Annotated in this window: 18 protein-coding genes; 4 read left to right on the top strand and 14 right to left on the bottom strand. The window is 34.1% G+C overall.

The window, feature by feature from the left end; all coding sequences use genetic code 11:
* Positions 1 to 143: 143 nt before the first annotated feature.
* The 12 genes from ACIQ7T_RS15915 to ACIQ7T_RS15860 form a co-directional block, all read right to left on the bottom strand.
* Positions 144 to 875 carry a CAP domain-containing protein gene (locus ACIQ7T_RS15915; protein WP_370082061.1) on the bottom strand — a complete coding sequence of 244 codons (732 nt, stop codon included), beginning with the start codon at positions 873 to 875 and terminating at the stop codon, positions 144 to 146.
* A gap of 369 nt (positions 876 to 1244) precedes the next feature.
* Positions 1245 to 2150 (bottom strand): CobW family GTP-binding protein, encoded by a 906-nt coding sequence (locus tag ACIQ7T_RS15910; protein WP_402871466.1) that lies wholly within the window; start codon positions 2148 to 2150, stop codon positions 1245 to 1247.
* A gap of 82 nt (positions 2151 to 2232) precedes the next feature.
* Positions 2233 to 3738 (bottom strand): lmo1851 family serine protease, encoded by a 1506-nt coding sequence (locus ACIQ7T_RS15905; protein ID WP_370082065.1) that lies wholly within the window; start codon positions 3736 to 3738, stop codon positions 2233 to 2235.
* A 354-nt stretch (positions 3739 to 4092) separates the two neighbouring features.
* Positions 4093 to 4827 carry a peptidoglycan recognition protein family protein gene (locus ACIQ7T_RS15900; RefSeq protein ID WP_370082066.1) on the bottom strand — a complete coding sequence of 245 codons (735 nt, stop codon included), beginning with the start codon at positions 4825 to 4827 and terminating at the stop codon, positions 4093 to 4095.
* 215 nt (positions 4828 to 5042) lie between these two features.
* The gene (locus ACIQ7T_RS15895; RefSeq protein ID WP_370082067.1) at positions 5043 to 5804 is read right to left on the bottom strand and encodes a GNAT family N-acetyltransferase; all 762 of its coding nucleotides are present in this window, start codon (positions 5802 to 5804) and stop codon (positions 5043 to 5045) included.
* Positions 5805 to 6531: 727 nt separating this feature from the next.
* Positions 6532 to 7272 (bottom strand): polysaccharide deacetylase family protein, encoded by a 741-nt coding sequence (locus ACIQ7T_RS15890; protein ID WP_370082068.1) that lies wholly within the window; start codon positions 7270 to 7272, stop codon positions 6532 to 6534.
* A gap of 186 nt (positions 7273 to 7458) precedes the next feature.
* Positions 7459 to 7926: a DinB family protein gene (locus tag ACIQ7T_RS15885; RefSeq protein ID WP_370082069.1), complete on the bottom strand. Its 468-nt coding sequence runs from the start codon at positions 7924 to 7926 to the stop codon at positions 7459 to 7461.
* 21 nt (positions 7927 to 7947) lie between these two features.
* Positions 7948 to 8421, bottom strand: coding sequence for a hydroxymyristoyl-ACP dehydratase (locus ACIQ7T_RS15880; RefSeq protein WP_370082071.1), 474 nt, complete (start codon positions 8419 to 8421; stop codon positions 7948 to 7950).
* Between the two features lie 195 nt (positions 8422 to 8616).
* Positions 8617 to 9537 carry a D-alanyl-D-alanine carboxypeptidase family protein gene (locus ACIQ7T_RS15875; RefSeq protein WP_370082073.1) on the bottom strand — a complete coding sequence of 307 codons (921 nt, stop codon included), beginning with the start codon at positions 9535 to 9537 and terminating at the stop codon, positions 8617 to 8619.
* Positions 9538 to 9625: 88 nt separating this feature from the next.
* Positions 9626 to 10717 carry a vancomycin resistance histidine kinase VanS gene (gene vanS / locus ACIQ7T_RS15870; RefSeq protein ID WP_370082145.1) on the bottom strand — a complete coding sequence of 364 codons (1092 nt, stop codon included), beginning with the start codon at positions 10715 to 10717 and terminating at the stop codon, positions 9626 to 9628.
* Positions 10718 to 10742: 25 nt separating this feature from the next.
* Positions 10743 to 11438: a VanR-ABDEGLN family response regulator transcription factor gene (gene vanR, locus ACIQ7T_RS15865; RefSeq protein ID WP_370082075.1), complete on the bottom strand. Its 696-nt coding sequence runs from the start codon at positions 11436 to 11438 to the stop codon at positions 10743 to 10745.
* A 234-nt stretch (positions 11439 to 11672) separates the two neighbouring features.
* Positions 11673 to 12434, bottom strand: a complete 762-nt coding sequence (locus ACIQ7T_RS15860) for a glycosyltransferase (RefSeq protein WP_370082077.1) — start codon at positions 12432 to 12434, stop codon at positions 11673 to 11675.
* A 526-nt stretch (positions 12435 to 12960) separates the two neighbouring features.
* Between ACIQ7T_RS15860 and ACIQ7T_RS15855 the strand changes: the two genes are divergently transcribed.
* On the top strand, positions 12961 to 13680 hold the full coding sequence (locus tag ACIQ7T_RS15855) for a helix-turn-helix transcriptional regulator (RefSeq protein ID WP_370082079.1): 720 nt from the start codon (positions 12961 to 12963) through the stop codon (positions 13678 to 13680).
* Positions 13681 to 13879: 199 nt separating this feature from the next.
* Positions 13880 to 14809, top strand: coding sequence for a DMT family transporter (locus tag ACIQ7T_RS15850; RefSeq protein ID WP_370082081.1), 930 nt, complete (start codon positions 13880 to 13882; stop codon positions 14807 to 14809).
* A gap of 406 nt (positions 14810 to 15215) precedes the next feature.
* Here ACIQ7T_RS15850 and fabZ read toward each other — a convergent pair whose 3' ends face one another.
* Positions 15216 to 15641 carry a 3-hydroxyacyl-ACP dehydratase FabZ gene (gene fabZ, locus ACIQ7T_RS15845; RefSeq protein ID WP_370082083.1) on the bottom strand — a complete coding sequence of 142 codons (426 nt, stop codon included), beginning with the start codon at positions 15639 to 15641 and terminating at the stop codon, positions 15216 to 15218.
* 558 nt (positions 15642 to 16199) lie between these two features.
* Between fabZ and ACIQ7T_RS15840 the strand changes: the two genes are divergently transcribed.
* Positions 16200 to 16820: a LysE family translocator gene (locus tag ACIQ7T_RS15840; protein WP_370082085.1), complete on the top strand. Its 621-nt coding sequence runs from the start codon at positions 16200 to 16202 to the stop codon at positions 16818 to 16820.
* Between the two features lie 44 nt (positions 16821 to 16864).
* Here ACIQ7T_RS15840 and ACIQ7T_RS15835 read toward each other — a convergent pair whose 3' ends face one another.
* The gene (locus ACIQ7T_RS15835) at positions 16865 to 17407 is read right to left on the bottom strand and encodes a GNAT family N-acetyltransferase (RefSeq protein WP_370082087.1); all 543 of its coding nucleotides are present in this window, start codon (positions 17405 to 17407) and stop codon (positions 16865 to 16867) included.
* 251 nt (positions 17408 to 17658) lie between these two features.
* On the opposite strand from ACIQ7T_RS15835, the gene ACIQ7T_RS15825 reads away from it, so the two are divergent.
* A complete protein-coding gene (locus tag ACIQ7T_RS15825) occupies positions 17659 to 19020 on the top strand; it encodes an NAD(P)/FAD-dependent oxidoreductase (protein WP_370082089.1) in 1362 nt (453 codons plus the stop codon).
* The last annotated feature ends 62 nt before the right edge of the window (positions 19021 to 19082 follow it).

Raw genomic sequence — 19082 nt, 5'->3', positions numbered from 1 at the left:
CTCTCGTTTTGCCGAAGATATAAAAGAAAAAAACTCTATTTCCACCAAAGTCTAATTTCGAGCTTCTACTATGAAAATAAAAAAAGATGTCCACTAAGCCGTTTTTGACTTAGTGGACATCCTATTATTCAATAAAGCTATTATTATTTTTGGATAAACTGTTGTGTCCAGTAGTTACCTGACTTCACATAACCAACACCAATATGTGTGAATTTCTCATTTAAAATATTCGCACGGTGACCCGGTGAATCCATCCAAGCTTGTACTACTTCTTGAGGTGTACGTTGACCTTGTGCAATATTTTCACCCGCACTCTTATACGTAATACCTAAAGCTTTCATACGATCAAATGGAGAACCGAATGTTGGGCTTGTATGTGAAAAATAGTTTTTAGATTGCATATCTTGTGATTTTTCACGAGCAGCTGCCATCAGTTGATCATCCGTTTTAAATGGTGCTAAACCAGCTTTTGTACGTTCAGCATTCGTTAATTTTACTACTTCTTGTTCAAATGCATTCACATCTGAAGTAGTTGTTGATGGTGTAGACTGAGCTGGTGTAGTAGCTGTATTTTCTTTTTGAGCTGTTTGTGTATTGTTAGTTGTTGCTTGTGTATTGTTAGTTGGTGTTTGATTTTTTTCTGGTGCTTGTGTTTCTTTTGATGGTGCTTGTGTTTCTTTTGATGGTGCTTGTGTTTGTGGTACATTTACATACCACTTATGATTTGACCATTGATTATTTGACCATTTATGATAAGAAACTTTATTACAGTCTGATGTTGTGTTCCCCTCTGTAGTATTTGCTGCAGCGGATACCATTTGAATTGGAGCTGCTAATAAAAATGTTGCACAAATTGCAGTTAGTGTTTTTTTCATTTTTGCAATTCCTCCTTCTCTGCAAACAATCGTAAAGTACGAATTTAATAAATTTCTTGCCAGCATCTGCTAACAACACCATCAGAGACATAAATTCGCATCAAACAGAGGGTTTTTGGCAATAATTTTTAGCAAGTTCCACCAGTCTATGAAATACTTACGTTTCAAATAGGGTTGACACCTCTAAAAAACTATTAATTATTTTCAATATTCAAATAGAGCGGCAGCAAAATAGAGTCTTAAAATAGCGATACACACTTCCTTCATTTTACTAATCCACAAAAAAATCTGCCATGATTACTACTTACATAAGACAACATGAACAGAGCTTTCATGTCTTATTAGTAGTAATTAGCAGATTTTATATGTCTATATATTAATACCTATAACGTTTAAACTACTTACATCTTCACCAATAATAACGAGTTTTGCGGGCATTTTTACGTATTCTGGAAGCCATTGGACCATGCCATACGCATATTGAAACAGCATAGGATTTTTTACACCTTCAATTGGCACATAGCCTTTCATTCGATACACGGTTTCAGGCAATGTACGTACCCAATCCTCAAATCGCTCCTGTGTAAAGTCAACATCCTTAAATTCAACTAAACGTGAACCAAGATGCATTGATGCTATTGGGGCTTTCACAACATCTTGCTTATCCACCTGAGCTGTTGCCTTTAAATCTTCTAACAAACGTAACGGTACTCGACCATTTGTAGTTTGCAAAATAAAGGCATGAGGATTAAAGCCTTGTAGCTCATAAACAACCTGTGCCTGCTCTGCCTCTGTTAATAAATCTGTTTTGTTGGCCAGCAATAAATGTGCGTGACGGATTTGTTCCATAAATAAGGAGCGCACTTGCGGGGTTAATGTTTCTCGATTTAACCACAGCTTCGAGTCAGCAACCGTGACAATTCCTTTGACATTTAACTGTTCCGCAAATAACGGTGAATAAACAGCGTCTAACGCTTCAACAGGATGTGCAGCACCTGTTGTTTCTATAATTAAGACATCAAAGTCACTATCTAATAGAAGAGATTGAATTTGTGCCTCTGTTTTTTCAGCGCCAGAGCAGCAAATACAGCCCTCTAGCATTTCCTTTAGTGGAATATCCTTTTCCACAGCCTGTGAGTCAAATGGTAGCTTTCCGAGCTCATTCATAATGACAGCAGGCTTTAAATCTTTTTCCTTTAGTTGTCGAATAACATATGTTAACATGGATGTTTTTCCGCTACCTAAAAAGCCACTAAATAAGTATACGTCCTTCACAATTATTACCTCCCATAAAAAAAGCTGTCGCAAAAGGCCACTAGAGACGCCTGCTGCGACAGCTACTTTGTTAGTTTGTAGTTTACTCAGTTTTTGCTGGTGTACCAGTAAGCAGTTCTTTTGCTTTTAACAATTGAGGATCATCTGCTTTTATTTTAGCACGTAATGCATCCATTAAAGCATACGTTGTATCGCCAGTTAAAACGCCTGTTTCTTCAAGACCACTTGCAGCTTGGAATTTTTTCACTGCACGTTCTGTGTATTGATCAAAAATACCGTTTGCTTTACCAGGCTCATATCCTAAAACTTCTAGCATCTCTTGTGCCGCTTTTACAGAGTTAGACTGCACATCCTTTTTCATTTCCACAGATGGATCTAAGTATGGTAATGATGCATAAGATGGGTATGACACTTTGACATCTGGAGCAATACCTTTTTCGTGAATCCAGTTACCATTTGGCGTTAGCCATTTAGCTGTTGTGAATTTAAGGTTAGAGCCATCTTTTAATGGTGTGACATTTTGTACTGTGCCTTTACCAAACGATGTTTCTCCAACAATTTTAGCACCGACAGACTCTTTTAATGCTCCAGCTAATATTTCAGAAGCAGAAGCACTGCCGCTATCAACAAGGACCGTCACTGGAACATTATATTTTTTACCAGCAATAGCATTTGTAATTTTCGGCTCTTCTTCTTTTTGTTGTACTTGTACAATCGGTTTACCTTCCGGAACAAATAAATTCGAAATTTCAATTGCATCTTCTAGGTAACCACCTGGATTTTGGCGTACATCTAAGACGATACCTTTCAAGCCTTTACCTTCGTAATCTGCAAGAATCTTCTCAAATTCTTTTGCTGTATTTTCACTAAATGACGTGATATGAATATGGGCAATATCCCCTTCAAGCATTTCACCGTAAACCGTTTCCACTGGAATTTCATCACGGACAATTGTCATATTAAGTGGATCAGCGTTTCCTTCTCTTTTCACGGTTAATTTTACTGGTGTTCCTTTTTCACCCCGAATACGAGCTACCGCTTCAGATGCACTTAACCCATGAATGCTTTTTCCATCAACAGTTAAGATAATATCTTTCGGTAATAGCCCTGCCTTTTCAGCAGGTGAATTTTTAATAGGTGACACAACTGTAATAGAGCCGTTACGCTCTTGAATTTCGGCACCAATTCCTTGGAAACTAGAAGACAAACCAGACTTAAATTGATCTGCTTCTTCCTTCACCATAAAATCAGAATACGGATCACCTAAAGCGTCAAACATGCCACTAATAGCGCCATCGACCACTTTCGCATTGTCGATATCTTTGTAATAGTTGTTTTTAAGCAAATCATAGGCTTCGTACAATTTCGAAAATTCCGTACGTCCATTCGGTACTTTCACTTCAACTGCTTTCTTATCTCCGAATGTTAACGCAAATATCGTTAAGCCTGCAGTAATTAGGATTGTAAAGAACATCAGCATAATAAATTTAAACGGTTTCATTTGTATAAATTGTCCTGCAAGTTTTACTTCAGTAGGAGGTGTTTGTTCTGGCTGCTGTTCTATACTATCTTTTTTCTGTTCATCCATCTTGATTGTCACCACTCTCATATACACTAACTTGTTGTCACACTATTACCATCTTAACAGGTTATAGAGAAGACGAAAAGAAAAAGACTGTCAAAATTTCTCGACAAATCTTGTCCTCCAACTATCTTCAGAAAATCCAGCATTTATTAATCACTATATTGTTAAGCACATTATTCTATGTAGATGTTATTGCTTTAGATTTTGTAAAAGTAAAGGTGCCCTTGAAGCGCTTTCTAAAGGCACCTCTATTATCTGCTAAGTTGAAGGTATATAATGGTACTGCTTTTCTATTTTACCCGTTTCCTCGAAGCAGTCAACTAAAATCCTCATGAATATTAGAAATTACATATCCTCTTATGCATCTTTAATATACGTAACTTGCGCCAATTTAGCATTTTTTATTTTCATCTCTGCATTTTTCGCTGCATTGATCCCTGTAAAAGTTCCTGTTTTAATACGATAATTTGCACCGTCCTGCTCAATGTAAACAAGCCAGCCGAATGTTGTTTTCATCACCTGTGCTGCACTTTCTGCTGCTTTAAGAGTACTATACGTTCCCGTGAAAATGCGATGTTTTTGCGTTTCTACTGGAGGCATTTGAATATCTCCAGCGTTTTTTACCATGTCGATAAATTGTGACCAAGGTACTTTTCCGGCACGAATATTACGAGGGCAATTTTTCCCACTAAAATAATTGTGTTGAACAATATTTTGAATTGTTATATTTTCATCTTTTATAATTTTTGCGATAAGACTCACCGCATTTTCCACAGCTTTTAAATAATCTCCATCACTATTTACGCAGATTTCCACTTGAATTCCTTGGCTATTACCAACATACGTTCCCGTTCCCCAGCACTCCCAAAAATGCTCAAACGATTGTACAGCTTCCTTATCATCTACTTCCCAATGCCAGCTAGCTTCCCTACTGTTTCCGTTTATCTGCAAACGAGCATGGGCGTCAGCATCAGCTCCAACGTTCGTATTGTCGGTTTCATGAACGACAATATACTTTTTTGCATTATTTTTACCATTTGTAATATTGATTGCTTGTGCAGTTGATACTAGTTTTTGGCGAATTGTTACCATAGGTTTTCCCCCCTTTCTTTTTGTCCTAATGTAAAAAGCGGGATGATTGAACTTTAATCATACTATCTTAACTTTTGTAGTTCGAAGATAGATATTAAGTTCATTCTATATTATGAACCTTTTGTAACTTCTACTATGTTTTTATAAGCATTAATAACCACTTATTCACACCCGAAATTTACTTATGTTTATTTTGGGTTTGCGCTGAGCAGTTTTTAACTCAGTTCTCTTAGTTTTTTTACAACAGAATGTACGGTTAGCCTATGAAAAGTAAGAAGCTGTCCCTTATAAATGACAGAAAAAATACCGTACGGAGTTGGTGACAGTTCCATCAACTCTTCTCTATCTTTAAGATCAATAAGCTCAACTGGTATATTCAATTTATTTGCACCAGCTATAATATTTTCCGTTGCAATTTCGACATATGGACATTGGAACGAACGTAAAATCGTTAAGTTGTTATATTTTTTTAATCTGTCCTCCCAATCATTCGGAAAATACGGATGTTCTGCTTCGTCGCTCAATTGGTAGACAAGTAATTCAAAATCAAATGGGGCAGTGTCAATAAGTTGAAAATCGTTTTTCAAAAAAATCTCTTTACTTGGCGCCCAAGACGTTTTTGAATTCGTAATAACAACGACACCTTTTTTGGCTTGCTTTTTGGCATCTTCTAAACATTTATTGATTAATCGAGTACCGTAACCTTTCCCAACCTCACTTACCCATAAACAATGAATCACTAAATAATCATCAGCATGAACTACTCTTGATGAATTTTCTGCTTCTGTATATTCAATAAACCCTACTTGTTTTTTATTGTCGATTACTTGTACGTATTTCAAGCCTTCTTCAAATCTATTGTTCAGCCATTTGTTCTTATTTAAATATCCGCTTGATTTCTTCTTACTTCTAAGACAATAACTCCCAATTCCCTCTAAAACCTCATTATTACATTCAATCAATTCAACCTTACACAATGACAATCCCCCCTATTTATTAGGGTAATTATACCTTTTTTCGTTCAAACGTTTAATTAAGAATAAATCTCTGAAAAAAATAAATTGAATGTGACAGATTATTATGTAAGTTAAACGGAAAAGTCATTAATAGAAAAAAAAAAAATCAGACTAATTCATTTTAGTCTGATTTTCTAAATGGAAAATAATTCATTAAATTTTGCACACCCAAAACAGGGCTAAATTAGTATTAACTAAAAAGTATTTTGCTCATTATCAAGAGATGAAATTTGAAATACTGTGTATAAGTTGATTGGAGTGGAGGCTGGGCGACTCCTCGGGGATTAGCGTCACAGATGAGACCCTGGAGCGAGCACATAGGGGAACGAAGGCTAAAACCATCACGTCCTGTGATAACGCCTTCGTGACCAACATCGGTGCTGTTGCTGTCGCTACGTTGCACTACGCTTTCGCGCAAAAAACATCTGTTGGCCCAAGCGGCTCATCGGACGCCCCCAGGAAGCTCTGCTCTGTGCGAAAGCGAAGCGTCAGCAACAAATGTTTTCTGTAGCGAAAGCAAAGCGTCAGCTACAAATGTTTTCTGTAGCGAAAGCAAAGCGTCAGCTACAAATGTTTTCTGTAGCGAAAGCAAAGCGTCAGCTACAAAGCGCCCAGCCGGAACGGAAATCAACCTCACGTTATGGAACAACAAATTTAATAATGAGTGACACATTTACATTACGGAAACTTATTTGTTTTTGTTTTTTTTACTCTGCACTTCGAGTAATTCAGAAACTGTGACAAATTTATATCCTTGCCTTTCAAGTTCCGGTATTATTTTTTCCATCGCTTGCACAGTTTGATGACGATTTCCGCCTCCATCATGAAAAAGAACGATATTTCCTTCTTTGACACCGTTTAACACAGTGTTAACAATTCTATTAGTACCTGGACTTTTCCAATCTAAAGTATCTAAGTGCCATGACCACATAACAACTTTATATCCTTCTTTAGCAATTGCTTGAATCATTGCATCTGAATACTGTCCTTCTACAGGGCGGAATAAAGTAGGCTTAAATCCTGTGATGTTTTGAATGACGTCATTCGTTTGATTTATTTCCTTTAGTAAATTTTCAACATTCGTTCTTAGAGGATGCGTAAATGTATGGTTGGCTAGTTCATGACCTTCCTTATACATTCTTGATATTACCTCGGGATTTTTTTGCGCATTTTGACCAACAATAAAAAAAGTAGCTTTCGCATGATATTTGGCTAATAAATCTAAAATCTGAGATGTGTACTTCCGATGTGGTCCATCATCGAAAGTAATGGCAACAATTTTTTCATCCGTATTGATCTCCCAGACAATTTGTCCTGCTTCTTCATAATACTTTCTTCCTTTATTTTCATATCGCTCTGCGCCGACATTCGCATAAAAAAAGGAGACAGTTAAAAGGCAAATAGGCAATAAAAACAGGAATTTTTTCAAATCTTCACTTCCTCAAATAAAATATTTAGTACCTTATTATTTGAGGAATGTTAAAAAAAATGCTCTTTTTTGATTTTTTGTTGCAATGTATACTTCAGTGTTAGCAGCTAGAGGTTGTCCTTACAGTGATTTCGGGATTAAAACGTAGGATACTTTTTATCATTGATTAATTTGCTATTCATGTTACTATCTATTCAAAATCTGCTCATTTATTTTAAAAATCTGTTTCAAATGATGTTCCATATGTTCAAGGTAGTCTTGGATAAGCCACTGTAGAGTTATTAGTTGATTATTTTCAAAGCCACATTGAAGAGCAAGCTTTTCATCGGGAATATTTTTAATAACATAGATAATTTTTTTATTTAAGTTCACCCATAGATTCATTACTTCATCAAAAGGTAACTCTTGATACCCTTGAATTTTCACCCAATGAACTTGGTCATACGGAGTTAATACAAAAGGTTCCTTTTCGTATTGTATTTTAATGAACCTTTCCAGATTATTAATGGCGGAGTCGCATAAATGGCCTAATATCTCTTTTTTTGACCACTTTTGAGGCTCTGGCCGTTGTGAAATCTCTATTTCAGACATTTGACGAAATTCCCCAGGCACCTTATCTATCCAAAAATGTAATTGATCTATAATACTTTGCACATTTTTCACACCCCTATTTAGCTATTTATAAAAACTTAAATAATAGTCAATTAATTTAATGACTTCGTATATTTTTTTATATTCTTTTTCTATTTTAAAGGAAATAAACAATACAGCTACATTAAAACTTAATACTGCAAGGGCAACTAATTGAACAAGTGAGATCCCAATCATCAGCTTAGTATTGATGGCAGAGGCAATTATTGTAATCAATGATAATATAACACCACATAATGTAATATAAATTGGCTTAGATCTAATAATTTCATTTGCTTGTAATTTTAATACATCTAATAAATATCGGATTTCTGTCAATTTATATTGTTGATCAAAAATCACGAAATATGACATATAAACATCGTTTGCTATATTTTCATTGAGTATATTTTTATGAATTTTTTTCACTAATCGATCACAGAAATCTTTATCTAATGCTTCTTCAGGTATGAATAGTTCCTCTTTATTTTCAAAAACATTTGTGCCGGGATGCTTCAAACCCCTCATCCTCTCATACTGGTTTACCTGATTTAATGACCTTATTAAGAATAGAAAACTCATTTATAGTCAAAACATAGTCACCTAAATTTTTCAGATATTTAAATTATATGAAGGGATGGAAAGGTAGTATGTTATTTTTGGATAAAATTTTATTGTAAGTTTAGGAACTGCGGGAAACATTCATAAAGTTCCTTAGTCAAGTTGTTGATATACAGCTAATGCATCCGTAATATTGAACTGCTCTGTTCGTGAGTCACCTTTAGCACCTACTGTTACTAGAATATACTCCTCGCCTTTAATTGTCGCTAGACTTGCTAAGCATAAGCCTGCTTGCTCTGTATAGCCCGTTTTGCCGCCAATTATTTCACCTCTCGTTTTTTCATTTGCATTCAAATTTTTAAACATTCGGCTCGTCACCGTCATGCCCTCTGGGTGAAGATTCGTTGACTTAATTGAGTATCTTTCCGCCGTATAGATATCCCTAAAGGTGTTATTAGTTAAGGCATATTGTAAAAGTATCGAAATATCTTTCACACTCGTATAATGATCAGGATGATGGAGTCCTGTTGCATTCATAAAATGTGTGTTTTTCATCCCTAGCTGTTTAGCTTTTTCGTTCATTAACTTTACAAATTTACTCTCCGACCCAGTTATGTAATCGGCTAAACCAATAGAAGCATCCGCACCTGAAGGTAGCATTGAACCATAAAGTAAATCCTCTGCTGTTACCTCCTCATTAGGAAGAAAGCCTGCCATAGAAGCATTTTCTTCATATAAATTCTTAAATATACTTTTAGGAAGTACAATCTTTTCCTGTAAATTCGGGATATTTTCAATTGCAACTAAAACCGTCATGATCTTCGTCAATGAAGCAGGATAAATGATTTCGTCACTATCTTTGTCCAATAAAATCTTATTTGTGTCTAAGTTCACTAATATAGCATTTGAGCTATGTAAATTCACATCAAGATTTATTTCACTTTTCTTTGGCATTTCCAGCTGAGGGGTATTAACTATTTCTAGCTTTGAATCTTGATATTCATTTACAAACATGACCACCAGAAAAATAAAAATCAGTAATAGTAGGCTATAAAATCCTTTTCTTTTAAACATAAAAACAACTCCTTCTCTCTATGCCTCTATTGAAACATAAAAGAAGGAGTTCTTTTTTAATAATCTATTATAAAATTCTTAAGGTTTCTTAAGAAAGTGTTGGTATCATAACAGTGAAAACTGTTTTTTCATCATCACTTGAAGCTGATATCGTTCCTCCATGAGCATGGACTATTTCATTGGCAATTGCAAGACCAAGGCCCGCCCCACCTGATTGAGTCGATCTGGCAGAATCTAAACGATAGAATTTTTCAAAAATCATCTTTAATTTTTGTGGTGGAATTGCTTTTCCCTTATTTGTAAATGAAATAAATGTCTGGTCATTTTGATGGTGTGCGCTAATATGAATAATACTGTTATCATCGCTATATGCTATGGCATTTTTTAAAATATTATTAAATACCCTCGCTAATTTATTGGCGTCCGCAAAAACTTTCATTTCTCCCTCGATATTAACAATTGCTTGTTGTCCTTTAGGGGCTAATAAGGGATAAAATTCATCTGCCAATTGCATTAACATGTAATTTAAATTGATGGATTCTTTATCTAATATAATGGACTGTAAGTTAAATCTAGTGATTTCAAAAAATTCATTAATCAACTGTTCTAGCCTATATGATTTTTCTAGTGAAATCTTCACATACTTTTCTTTTTGCTCTACAGGCATGTCCTTAGCCTCATCCAACAGACTTAAGTAACCAATCATAGATGTCAGCGGTGTTTTAATATCATGGGCTAAGTAAACAACGAGATCATTTTTGCGCTGCTCAGCCTCCTGTGCATCCTTTGCCCGTTTTTCTAATTTATTTTTTGCATCATTTAATTTTTTCTCCATAAAATCTAGCTCAGAAGGAAGACTTATTTCCTGATCTGATTCCTCTGAAAGCATATTAACACCTATGGCAATTTGGTTAAAATACTTCGTAAACCGAGAAAGTGCAAAATAAAAAATTACTAATAGCAAAATAATTAAGCCTATCGCTAACCAAAGTGACTTATTTTGTTGAAATAATATTCCATAGGCTCTCTGTGCCGAATAATAATCAAGCTGTAGCACATTTTCACAAAATCGAATAAACCAATCAGCGAATGGGGCTTGTAAGACACCATCAATAAACACATATCTTATGAAATAGCCGACAAACAATGCTAATACTAAAATCAGCAAAATTTGAAGCATTATTGTTCTTTTTAGTTTTCCAAAATCATTTTTCAATGGTATACCCCACTCCCCAGACAGTTTTTATGAATTTAGGGTTTTCTGCGGAATCATTCATCTTTTCTCGTAAATGCCTAATGTGAACCATTACCGTATTGTTACTGCTATAATATTTCTCGCCCCATACTTCTTGAAATAATTCTTCAGATGAAACGACACGCCCTCGATTTACACATAAAAACCACAAAATGGAGAACTCTGTAGGAGTAAGAGACAGTTGTTTTTCATTTAACATGCATTTTCGAGTTTTTTGCTCTAAAATTAAGCCTGAAAAATCAATAATCGGATCATTTTGTAATGTCCCCTGATGATTGTACTTTGTAGATCTGCGAATTTGGGCCTTAACCCTTGCAATAACCTCCAATGGACGAAATGGTTTTGTTATGTAATCATCAGCCCCTAATGTCAGCCCCGTTATTTTATCTATTTCCTCTTCTTTCGCTGTTAACATAATCACCGGAAAATGATATTGTTCCCGAATTCTTCGGCAAATTTCAAAGCCATCGATTTCAGGCATCATTACATCAAGAATAGCAAGATCCAATTTGATCGAGTGTATACACGCTAACGCTTCTTGAGCATCATAAAATTTATAAACATTAAAATTTTCATTTTTTAAATAAAGCTCAATTAAATCCGCAATCTCCTTTTCGTCATCAACTACAAGAATATTTATACCCATACTCATAACCACCTTTATTCAAAAGCTTCATCTTTGTTCAAAACCTTGATTTAACAATATTCCCAGAGGTTCTACTAATCACCCAACATCATATCATTCCGTTAAACTTACTGTCATGCAAAGTCTTATTATTTAAGAAAATCTAAAGAATTACACATAAAAAAACCACTCGTTTGACAACGAAGTGGTCTAAACAATTATTATGCTGAAATATAAGCCATTAAGGTGGTTTTATTATCTTGCTTGATCATCATAATAGGCTTCATTAGCAGCCTTTTCATTATTGCCTTTTAAATAAGCTAAAATCATACCTGGTCGTTTCAGTAACATCCAGTCTCCATAATGGTCAAATCTTCTGCACGAAGTAATCATTCCATTTTTAATCGTTCCATATTTTTTACCGTTCTTCTTGCCCCATTGTTTTAAACGCTTAGCAAAATCAGCATCTTCTGCCATTAGCATATTCTCGTTAAAACCTCTTATTGCCTGGAAGTCTTTTTTATAGCACCAAAAGATCCCTACAGAAATAAAACCATACTTGATTAGTAAAGGAAAGATTAGCAGCATGGTGGATACTACTATACCTAAAGACATTCTTTCAAAACTTCCGTTCACGCCGCCTCCAATGAACTGATTGGATGCTAAGTGCTTTTCAACCTCAGATAGCATGTGTTCTGTCATTCGAGTATCAGCATCAATTGTAATGAGAATCTCGCCTTTTGCTAACGCAGCTCCAGCATTTCTAATTTTGGATAAATTTTTATCGTTATTTTCCAATGTCACGCAATTGTAGGATTGTGCAATTTCTTTCGTTTTATCTGTACAACGATTTAACACAACAATAACTTCTACTTGGTCTTTATAAGGTTGTGCAGCCTTTGCAATTGACTCTAGACACCCACCAATATAATTTTCTTCGTTATGAGCAGGTATTAGAATAGAAAATTTCACATTTCCACCAGAAACATCTTTTATAAATGGTGTGCTTTCCAACATATAAAATCCTCCCTTAATAATTAGCTCTCGTGATTTTAATCTAAGTATATATTCATTTGTTCCACTTAAATTATTATTATTTTCTTTTTTATGTATATTCTGTAACAACATAAAATTAAGTCCCAATATAGAAATATCATGATACTTTAGATATTTAGGCAAAAAAATAGAGTTGACTTTGTGATCATCAACTCCTTCGTCTTATTTTATTTAGGATGTTTATTCATTAGAACTACTTTTATTTAACCGTTTATAAATGAGTTGCCTCGTTTTACCCCTTTAGATATTATTGATTTAAAGGGATGTTTTTTATTTCCAAAAGAAAAGTGCATCTGAAATGTAGAATTAAAGAAAGTTGCCCCGTTTTACCCCTTTGGATATGGTTATCTAAAGGGTGTTTTTAAATGGCAAAGAAAAGAACATTTGAAGAAAAAGATGGATTAATTGTTGAATGACAATTAGTTGTTAAAGTGCCTTTTAATAGAACAAGACTTTTTGACTAACCCTAAAGTAGGAGGAAATGAAAATGGAAAAGATTAAAAAAATTGTAGCAGAACGAAGAACCTACACACCTAACCAAAACACTCATTCCCATAATTATGCTCAGTTAATTTTGCCTCTCCAAGGAGAGCTTTATATTAATACAGGGGCACAGGATCTTCAACTAGACCACCAAACATTATTTTTTATTCCACCCGAGTGTAATCATACTTTTCATTCAATTGTACGTAACGAGTTTTTGGTTTTAGATATTCCTCATTTTATGTTAACTAAGAAAAAGTTATATGGAATTTCATTTAAATTAGATAATCAATGGAAAGGGATTCGATATCTTATCCTGAATGAAATCGATAAACAATCTTTAAATGGCTCTGCTCTTAAAGACCTATACCCCTATATTTCACATTATTTACTCCAAGAACAACAACCTAAATCTATTAGGTATATCAATGAACATTACAATGAGAATATTACGGTTAATAAACTGGCTTCACTTGAACATTACAATCGTTCATATTATTCGGATTGGTTTCTAAAAGAAACTGGGAAATCTCCTTCAGCATATATACAGGAACTTCGTTTGAATAAAGCAAAAGAATTGCTTCTGAATACTGATTTACCCATTTTACACATCGCGATTCAAGTAGGTTTTGAACATCAATCTTCCTTAACACGTTTATTCCAAAAATATGGGGAAATAACACCAAGCCAATTTCGAATAAAAAGTAGAACTTTTGAAAAATAACCCTTATAAATTAGTATATACTAATCAAATAACGAAATTCGGATAAAAAAATTCTGAATTTTAGTAAAAAAACTGTTATCCGTTGTTTGTAAAATTTTAATATGGACTTGGTTAAGGGCCGAGTTACTTCTTAATATTGTGGTTCTTTCTGTAATCACGTTTTTTTTGAGAAGTCACTTAACTTAAAAGGAGCAAAACGATGGAAACAGTTTTAGGTTTATTTTTTACACTCTTATGGTCATCTGCAGCGATAGCTACAAAGTTTGGCTTAAACTCTACCACCCCGTTGGTATTGGCTACCACTCGCTTTCTGATCGCTGGAAGTTTGCTATTTCTTTATGTTTATTTGTTAAATAAAAAATATCCTTGGCCACGGTCACAGGAATGGGGCTCATTAATTGTTTTAGGGTTATTGAATACAACAATTTATCTAGGTGCAACCTTTTGGGCATTGAATTATGTATCGGCAAGCTTATTTAATTTATTTGTTACAACAAATCCTTTTGTGGTTGCTTTACTGTCCTCTATATGGTTAAAACGAAAAGTTTATTTACAAGAATGGATAGGAATGGTCATAGCAGCATTTGGACTATTAATTGCCTTATGGCCATCTATCACAACCAGTGAGGCTAGTGTAAAAGGATTGATTATTTTGGGGATAGGAATGGTATCAATGGCGATTGGAAGCGTTTATTTTAAAAAAGTCAATTTAAATCTACCGAGTATTGTCATTAATACTTGGCAAGTGTCTATTGGTGGAGCTGCTTTAATCCCTATAGCTTATATTCTCGAAAAAGAAAATTTTTTTTTGATATTGGATTATTATTTCCTTGGTTCGTTATTTTGGCTGGTGTTTATTATTTCAATCGGCACAATGTTGCTTTGGTTTTACCTGTTGAAACAGGATACGGTAAGGGCTAACAATTGGTTATTTATGACTCCTATTTTTGGATACATATTAGCTACTATTTTTTTAAATGAATCTATTACTATGTTTGATATTACAGCAACAGTATTTGTAGTAATGGGATTATTACTTTCTGGGAATATTGCCGTCCTCCCTATCAAAAAACTCCAAAACAGAATCCGAAAAGTTAATTATGATTCAAGAAGTAAAAATATAAAATAAGTTCTGACTAGTGCTTTATTCAATTAAAGGGCACTTTAATTGAATAAGGTTCACAGAAATGATTAAACTTTTTTAGAAATAAATGATTCAATTGAAATTATTAAAAGCGTGTTTTGATCAATCTTTTTTCAAATCACGCTTTTTTTTTATTTATCAGGTTTATTAATATTAATTTGATTAAGCTTTATTTTAAAGCAACATCAGGAGTCGGCTTTGTGCTTAGTCCTGCAAATATTTTTTTGTGGTAAAGCGCAGTGCTAACGTAGCAGCAGTCGCAGATTTTTATTGCGCGAAAGCGAAGCGGGAGCGAGAAGATTTTGGTCACTCAGTCGTGCGTTGTTGTTGCTGCTGACGCTTCACTTTCGCTACAAAAAACATTTGCTGAAAGAAGTTAAATCAGATGGACTTAACTTCCAAATGCGAAAATAAGCTCTGTCTCACAAGCTATTTCTCCGTCAACTGTTGCTATTCCACGTCCTTTACCAATGGCACCCTTTAAGCGTGTAATTTCCACTTCAAGACGCAATTGATCTCCTGGTTTAACTTGTTTTTTAAAGCGACATTTATCAATACCTGCCAGTAATCCTAGTCGCCCTTGATTCCCTTCTTTTGTGAGCATAATAATAGCACTTACTTGAGCTAATGCTTCGACAATTAACACACCTGGCATCACTGGATAATTAGGAAAATGTCCATTAAAAAATTCTTCATTAATCGTTACATTTTTAATGGCTACCGCTCTCTTCCCCTCTTCTAATTCCAATACTCTATCAACTAATAGAAAAGGATAACGATGTCTAATAACTTCTTGTATTTGTTGAATATCTAGCATCTAAAAAAACCTCCAAAAATATTATCACCTAATTCTATCATTAAATATTAGTAGTTGGTACTATTTTTATGTTTGAATTACGAAATAAAAGCCACATCAGCTTAGATGTGACTTATAACAGGCATAAAACCCATCTTTTCTTAAATATAAAAATAAAAATGAATGTATCTCTAAAATAAAAGTATTTGTCCAGCAACTAATAATATGAAAAACGCAACACCGAAATATAATAAACTAACATACGTTCTTTTTGCTCTTTTCCTCTATCGAACGCCTATAATGATAAACGTAAGCCCTAACAAAACCTGTGAAAAAGGCACTATAGTAAAAACTTCTGGTATTAAGCTATCACCTCAATCCCTTCACTATAATTCAATAATACGCAACATTATACAAATATAACCAAATCGTTTTCTGATTATTATAAATAACCCTATTCAGTATTTCGTTATCGACAGGTATATAGCAGATAGCATATAATATTTTTTGCATTCATTTAAGTTAATTTTATTATCATCTTAACTGAATGTTTATTTTATTAGAATAGGATGGGTAAATATGTTATCTTTTATTGCAATAGTTCTTCTTTTATTTTTAATTCCTGGTCCCGCTGTTATCATTACCATTACGCAAACGCTAAAAGGTGGTAAAAAGAACGGTATTTTCACTGCTCTAGGAATTGGGCTTGGTGACTTAGTCCATACGTCAGCAGCTGTATTAGGGTTATCAGCAATTTTAATGAAATCAGCTACTGCGTTTGAAGTAGTGAAATATATCGGTGTTGCATACCTTGTTTATTTAGGTATTCAAATGCTACTAACGAAGCCACAAAAATTAGAAAAACCAACTGTTGAACAAAGTCCAGCAAGTACTTCTTTCCGCCAAGGTTTTTTAGCGGAAATTTTAAATCCAAAAACTGCTTTATTTTTCTTAGCGTTTTTACCACAGTTTGTTCAGCATAATGGCCAATCTATCACTGTACAATTATTGATATTAGGCATTACTTTTGTTGTAATGAGTGTTTTATATACTATTTTGTTAGCTATTATAACAAGCTTTATTGGCGAAAAAATCTTTACGAAGACATCAAACAATGGTTCACGTTGGATTGAAAAAGCTGTTGGTTTCGTTTATATAGGTCTAGGGGTTAAATTAGCACTTCAAACTCAAAGTAAATAATATATAGTTTCTTAGGGAGAACACGATAAAAACGTGCTCTCCTTTTATGTTTCAATAACAAGTCCCATTTCAACTCTTACTTCCTTTTTTTCAATATCTTCATTGGAATAACTTAATAGGTCACATCCAATAAGTTGAAATCCATGCTTTCTGTAAAATTGAATGGCAGGATAATTAGAAGTTTGCGTTTCTAGAACGATCGCTCTCACCCCTATTTCTGTTGCTCGCTTTTTCACCAAAGCCATGAATTTACTCCCAATTCCTTTATGTTGATGAAATGGATCAATATGAATATCATTAATTCTTAACACATTATGCCACTTCTCTTGGCTGATGCTAACAATTCCTACTTCTTCTTCATTTAATTCAGCAATATAGCATTCAATATCTTCTATATGATCTTCAAAAATTTCTCCTTCCAAATACTTGTGAAACGGGGTTTCAAAATGTTTTAACGTAAAATCAATTGCCCAGCCATTTTCTCGTTCTTTATAGACAACATCATAATAGTTGTTGGAGACGTATTGATAGATAATTTTTTTACCGTTAGGAAAGTGTTCTTTATATATCTTTTTTATTTGAAACAACTTTAATCACCCTTTTCATAGTTCTTTAGATAATCTTATTGAACATGGGTATAACTGTAAACAAGTTAGAGGATTTACAACTTGAATTAGCTGATTACATTCATAACAACATTCGGATTCTTGGATCCCTTGAATACATGAGTCCCGTTCTGTATAAACTTGTACACTAAAAAAATTGTTTAGTTTTGTGTAGACAATCCACTTGTTATAAAATACTCTTATTACTCATTAATTAAAGAAGGTGTAAATAGATGTATGATATTACAATTATCGGTTCAGGTGTAAGTAGTGTTTTTTTAGCATATACCTTATCTCAAAGTAATCAAAAGATATTAATTCTTGAAAAAGGAAAATCTATAGAGGAGAGAAATTGCCCTTTAGATCGAGGCGAAACGTGCAATTGTAATTTATGTGAGAAATATTTTGGTTTTGCTGGTTTGGGTAAATCAGAAGGAAAGTTTAATTATTCAACTGAATTTGGCGGCGAATTAGAGCAAAAAGTAGGTAGAGAGAATCTACAACGCTTAATGGATGAAGTTGACGATATTTTATGCCGTTTCGGTGGAGACTCTGTTTTTAAATATTCCACAGCTAATACAGAACTCTCAAAAAGAGCCCAATTATGTAACCTACAGATGTTAACTACTGAGGTGAGGCACCTAGGTACGTCACTTTCAACAAAAATTTTCCAACAAATTTATAAAGTTTTATCAAACAAGATAGATATTCAATTTGAGGTGGATGTGCAAGATATAAAAAAAGATAATAATTCTTTTACTTTAATCACAAATAAAGGTAATATCCGATCGCAGCAAGTAGTGTTTGCAACAGGTCGATCCGGAACAGATTGGTTAAAAAAACAGTGTTCTAGTCTTGGAGTTAAGCAAGGTAAGACCCGTTTAGATTTAGGTATTAGAGTTGAAATGGCAGAACAACAGCTACGTTCAATTTTGGAAGATACCTTTGAAACAAAACTTGCTTATGCACATGAAGATATCATTTCAAGTACTTATTGCATGAATCCTAAAGGAAGAATTATTCGTAAATATCAAGAAGGTTTAGTCATGCCAGATGGTCAAAATTTTCGAGAGCAAAAGAATGGAACTTCTAACTTGAATTTTACTTTGTTCACTCCAACATATTTCCCTACTCTTGAAGAAGCAAATACATATGCACATAAGGTGATCGGCGAAATAAATAAAGGGACAGATCGTATTGTAGTACAACGTTATGGAGATTTAAGGAAGGGACACTCTACAACAAAAGAAAATATGAATTATAATCGAATTCAGCCTTCGTTAAAAGCTGAATTTGGGGACTTAACTAAAGAAATTCCTTTACTATTTATTCAAATCATGCAGGGATTTTTAAACCATTTGGAAAAATTTATTGGTGAAGCCATTGATGAGGATACATTGCTTTATGGTATGGACGGAAAATTTTATTCACCAACAATAGAAACTGACGGAAATTTCCAAACAAATATTCAAGGATTATATGTAATTGGAGATTGTTCAGGTGTTACACATTCATTATCACAAGCAGCAGCTAGTGGTATTTTCGTAGGTAAACATTTAGCTATTGAGACTCCCACCCCTAAAGGGACAAGCTGACTAATGTCAGTGGGATTCCTGAGTAACTAAGCGTTCGCAGTCCATTTCTGTTTTGAACAGCT

The sequence above is a fragment of the Lysinibacillus sp. NPDC096212 genome, from assembly GCF_044763105.1.
Classification (GTDB): domain Bacteria; phylum Bacillota; class Bacilli; order Bacillales_A; family Planococcaceae; genus Lysinibacillus.
Note: the sequence above shows the minus strand (reverse complement) of the source record. Positions and strands in the feature narration are given on the sequence as shown.

Coding starts and splice junctions, on each gene's coding strand:
- ACIQ7T_RS15915 (WP_370082061.1), bottom strand. CDS start 875: ATGAAAAAAACACTAACTGCAATTTGTGCAACATTTTTATTAGCAGCT.
- ACIQ7T_RS15905 (WP_370082065.1), bottom strand. CDS start 3,738: ATGGATGAACAGAAAAAAGATAGTATAGAACAGCAGCCAGAACAAACA.
- ACIQ7T_RS15900 (WP_370082066.1), bottom strand. CDS start 4,827: ATGGTAACAATTCGCCAAAAACTAGTATCAACTGCACAAGCAATCAAT.
- ACIQ7T_RS15875 (WP_370082073.1), bottom strand. CDS start 9,537: ATGTTTAAAAGAAAAGGATTTTATAGCCTACTATTACTGATTTTTATT.
- vanS (WP_370082145.1), bottom strand. CDS start 10,717: ATGCTTCAAATTTTGCTGATTTTAGTATTAGCATTGTTTGTCGGCTAT.
- vanR (WP_370082075.1), bottom strand. CDS start 11,438: ATGGGTATAAATATTCTTGTAGTTGATGACGAAAAGGAGATTGCGGAT.
- ACIQ7T_RS15860 (WP_370082077.1), bottom strand. CDS start 12,434: ATGTTGGAAAGCACACCATTTATAAAAGATGTTTCTGGTGGAAATGTG.
- ACIQ7T_RS15855 (WP_370082079.1), top strand. CDS start 12,961: ATGGAAAAGATTAAAAAAATTGTAGCAGAACGAAGAACCTACACACCT.
- ACIQ7T_RS15850 (WP_370082081.1), top strand. CDS start 13,880: ATGGAAACAGTTTTAGGTTTATTTTTTACACTCTTATGGTCATCTGCA.
- fabZ (WP_370082083.1), bottom strand. CDS start 15,641: ATGCTAGATATTCAACAAATACAAGAAGTTATTAGACATCGTTATCCT.
- ACIQ7T_RS15840 (WP_370082085.1), top strand. CDS start 16,200: ATGTTATCTTTTATTGCAATAGTTCTTCTTTTATTTTTAATTCCTGGT.
- ACIQ7T_RS15825 (WP_370082089.1), top strand. CDS start 17,659: ATGTATGATATTACAATTATCGGTTCAGGTGTAAGTAGTGTTTTTTTA.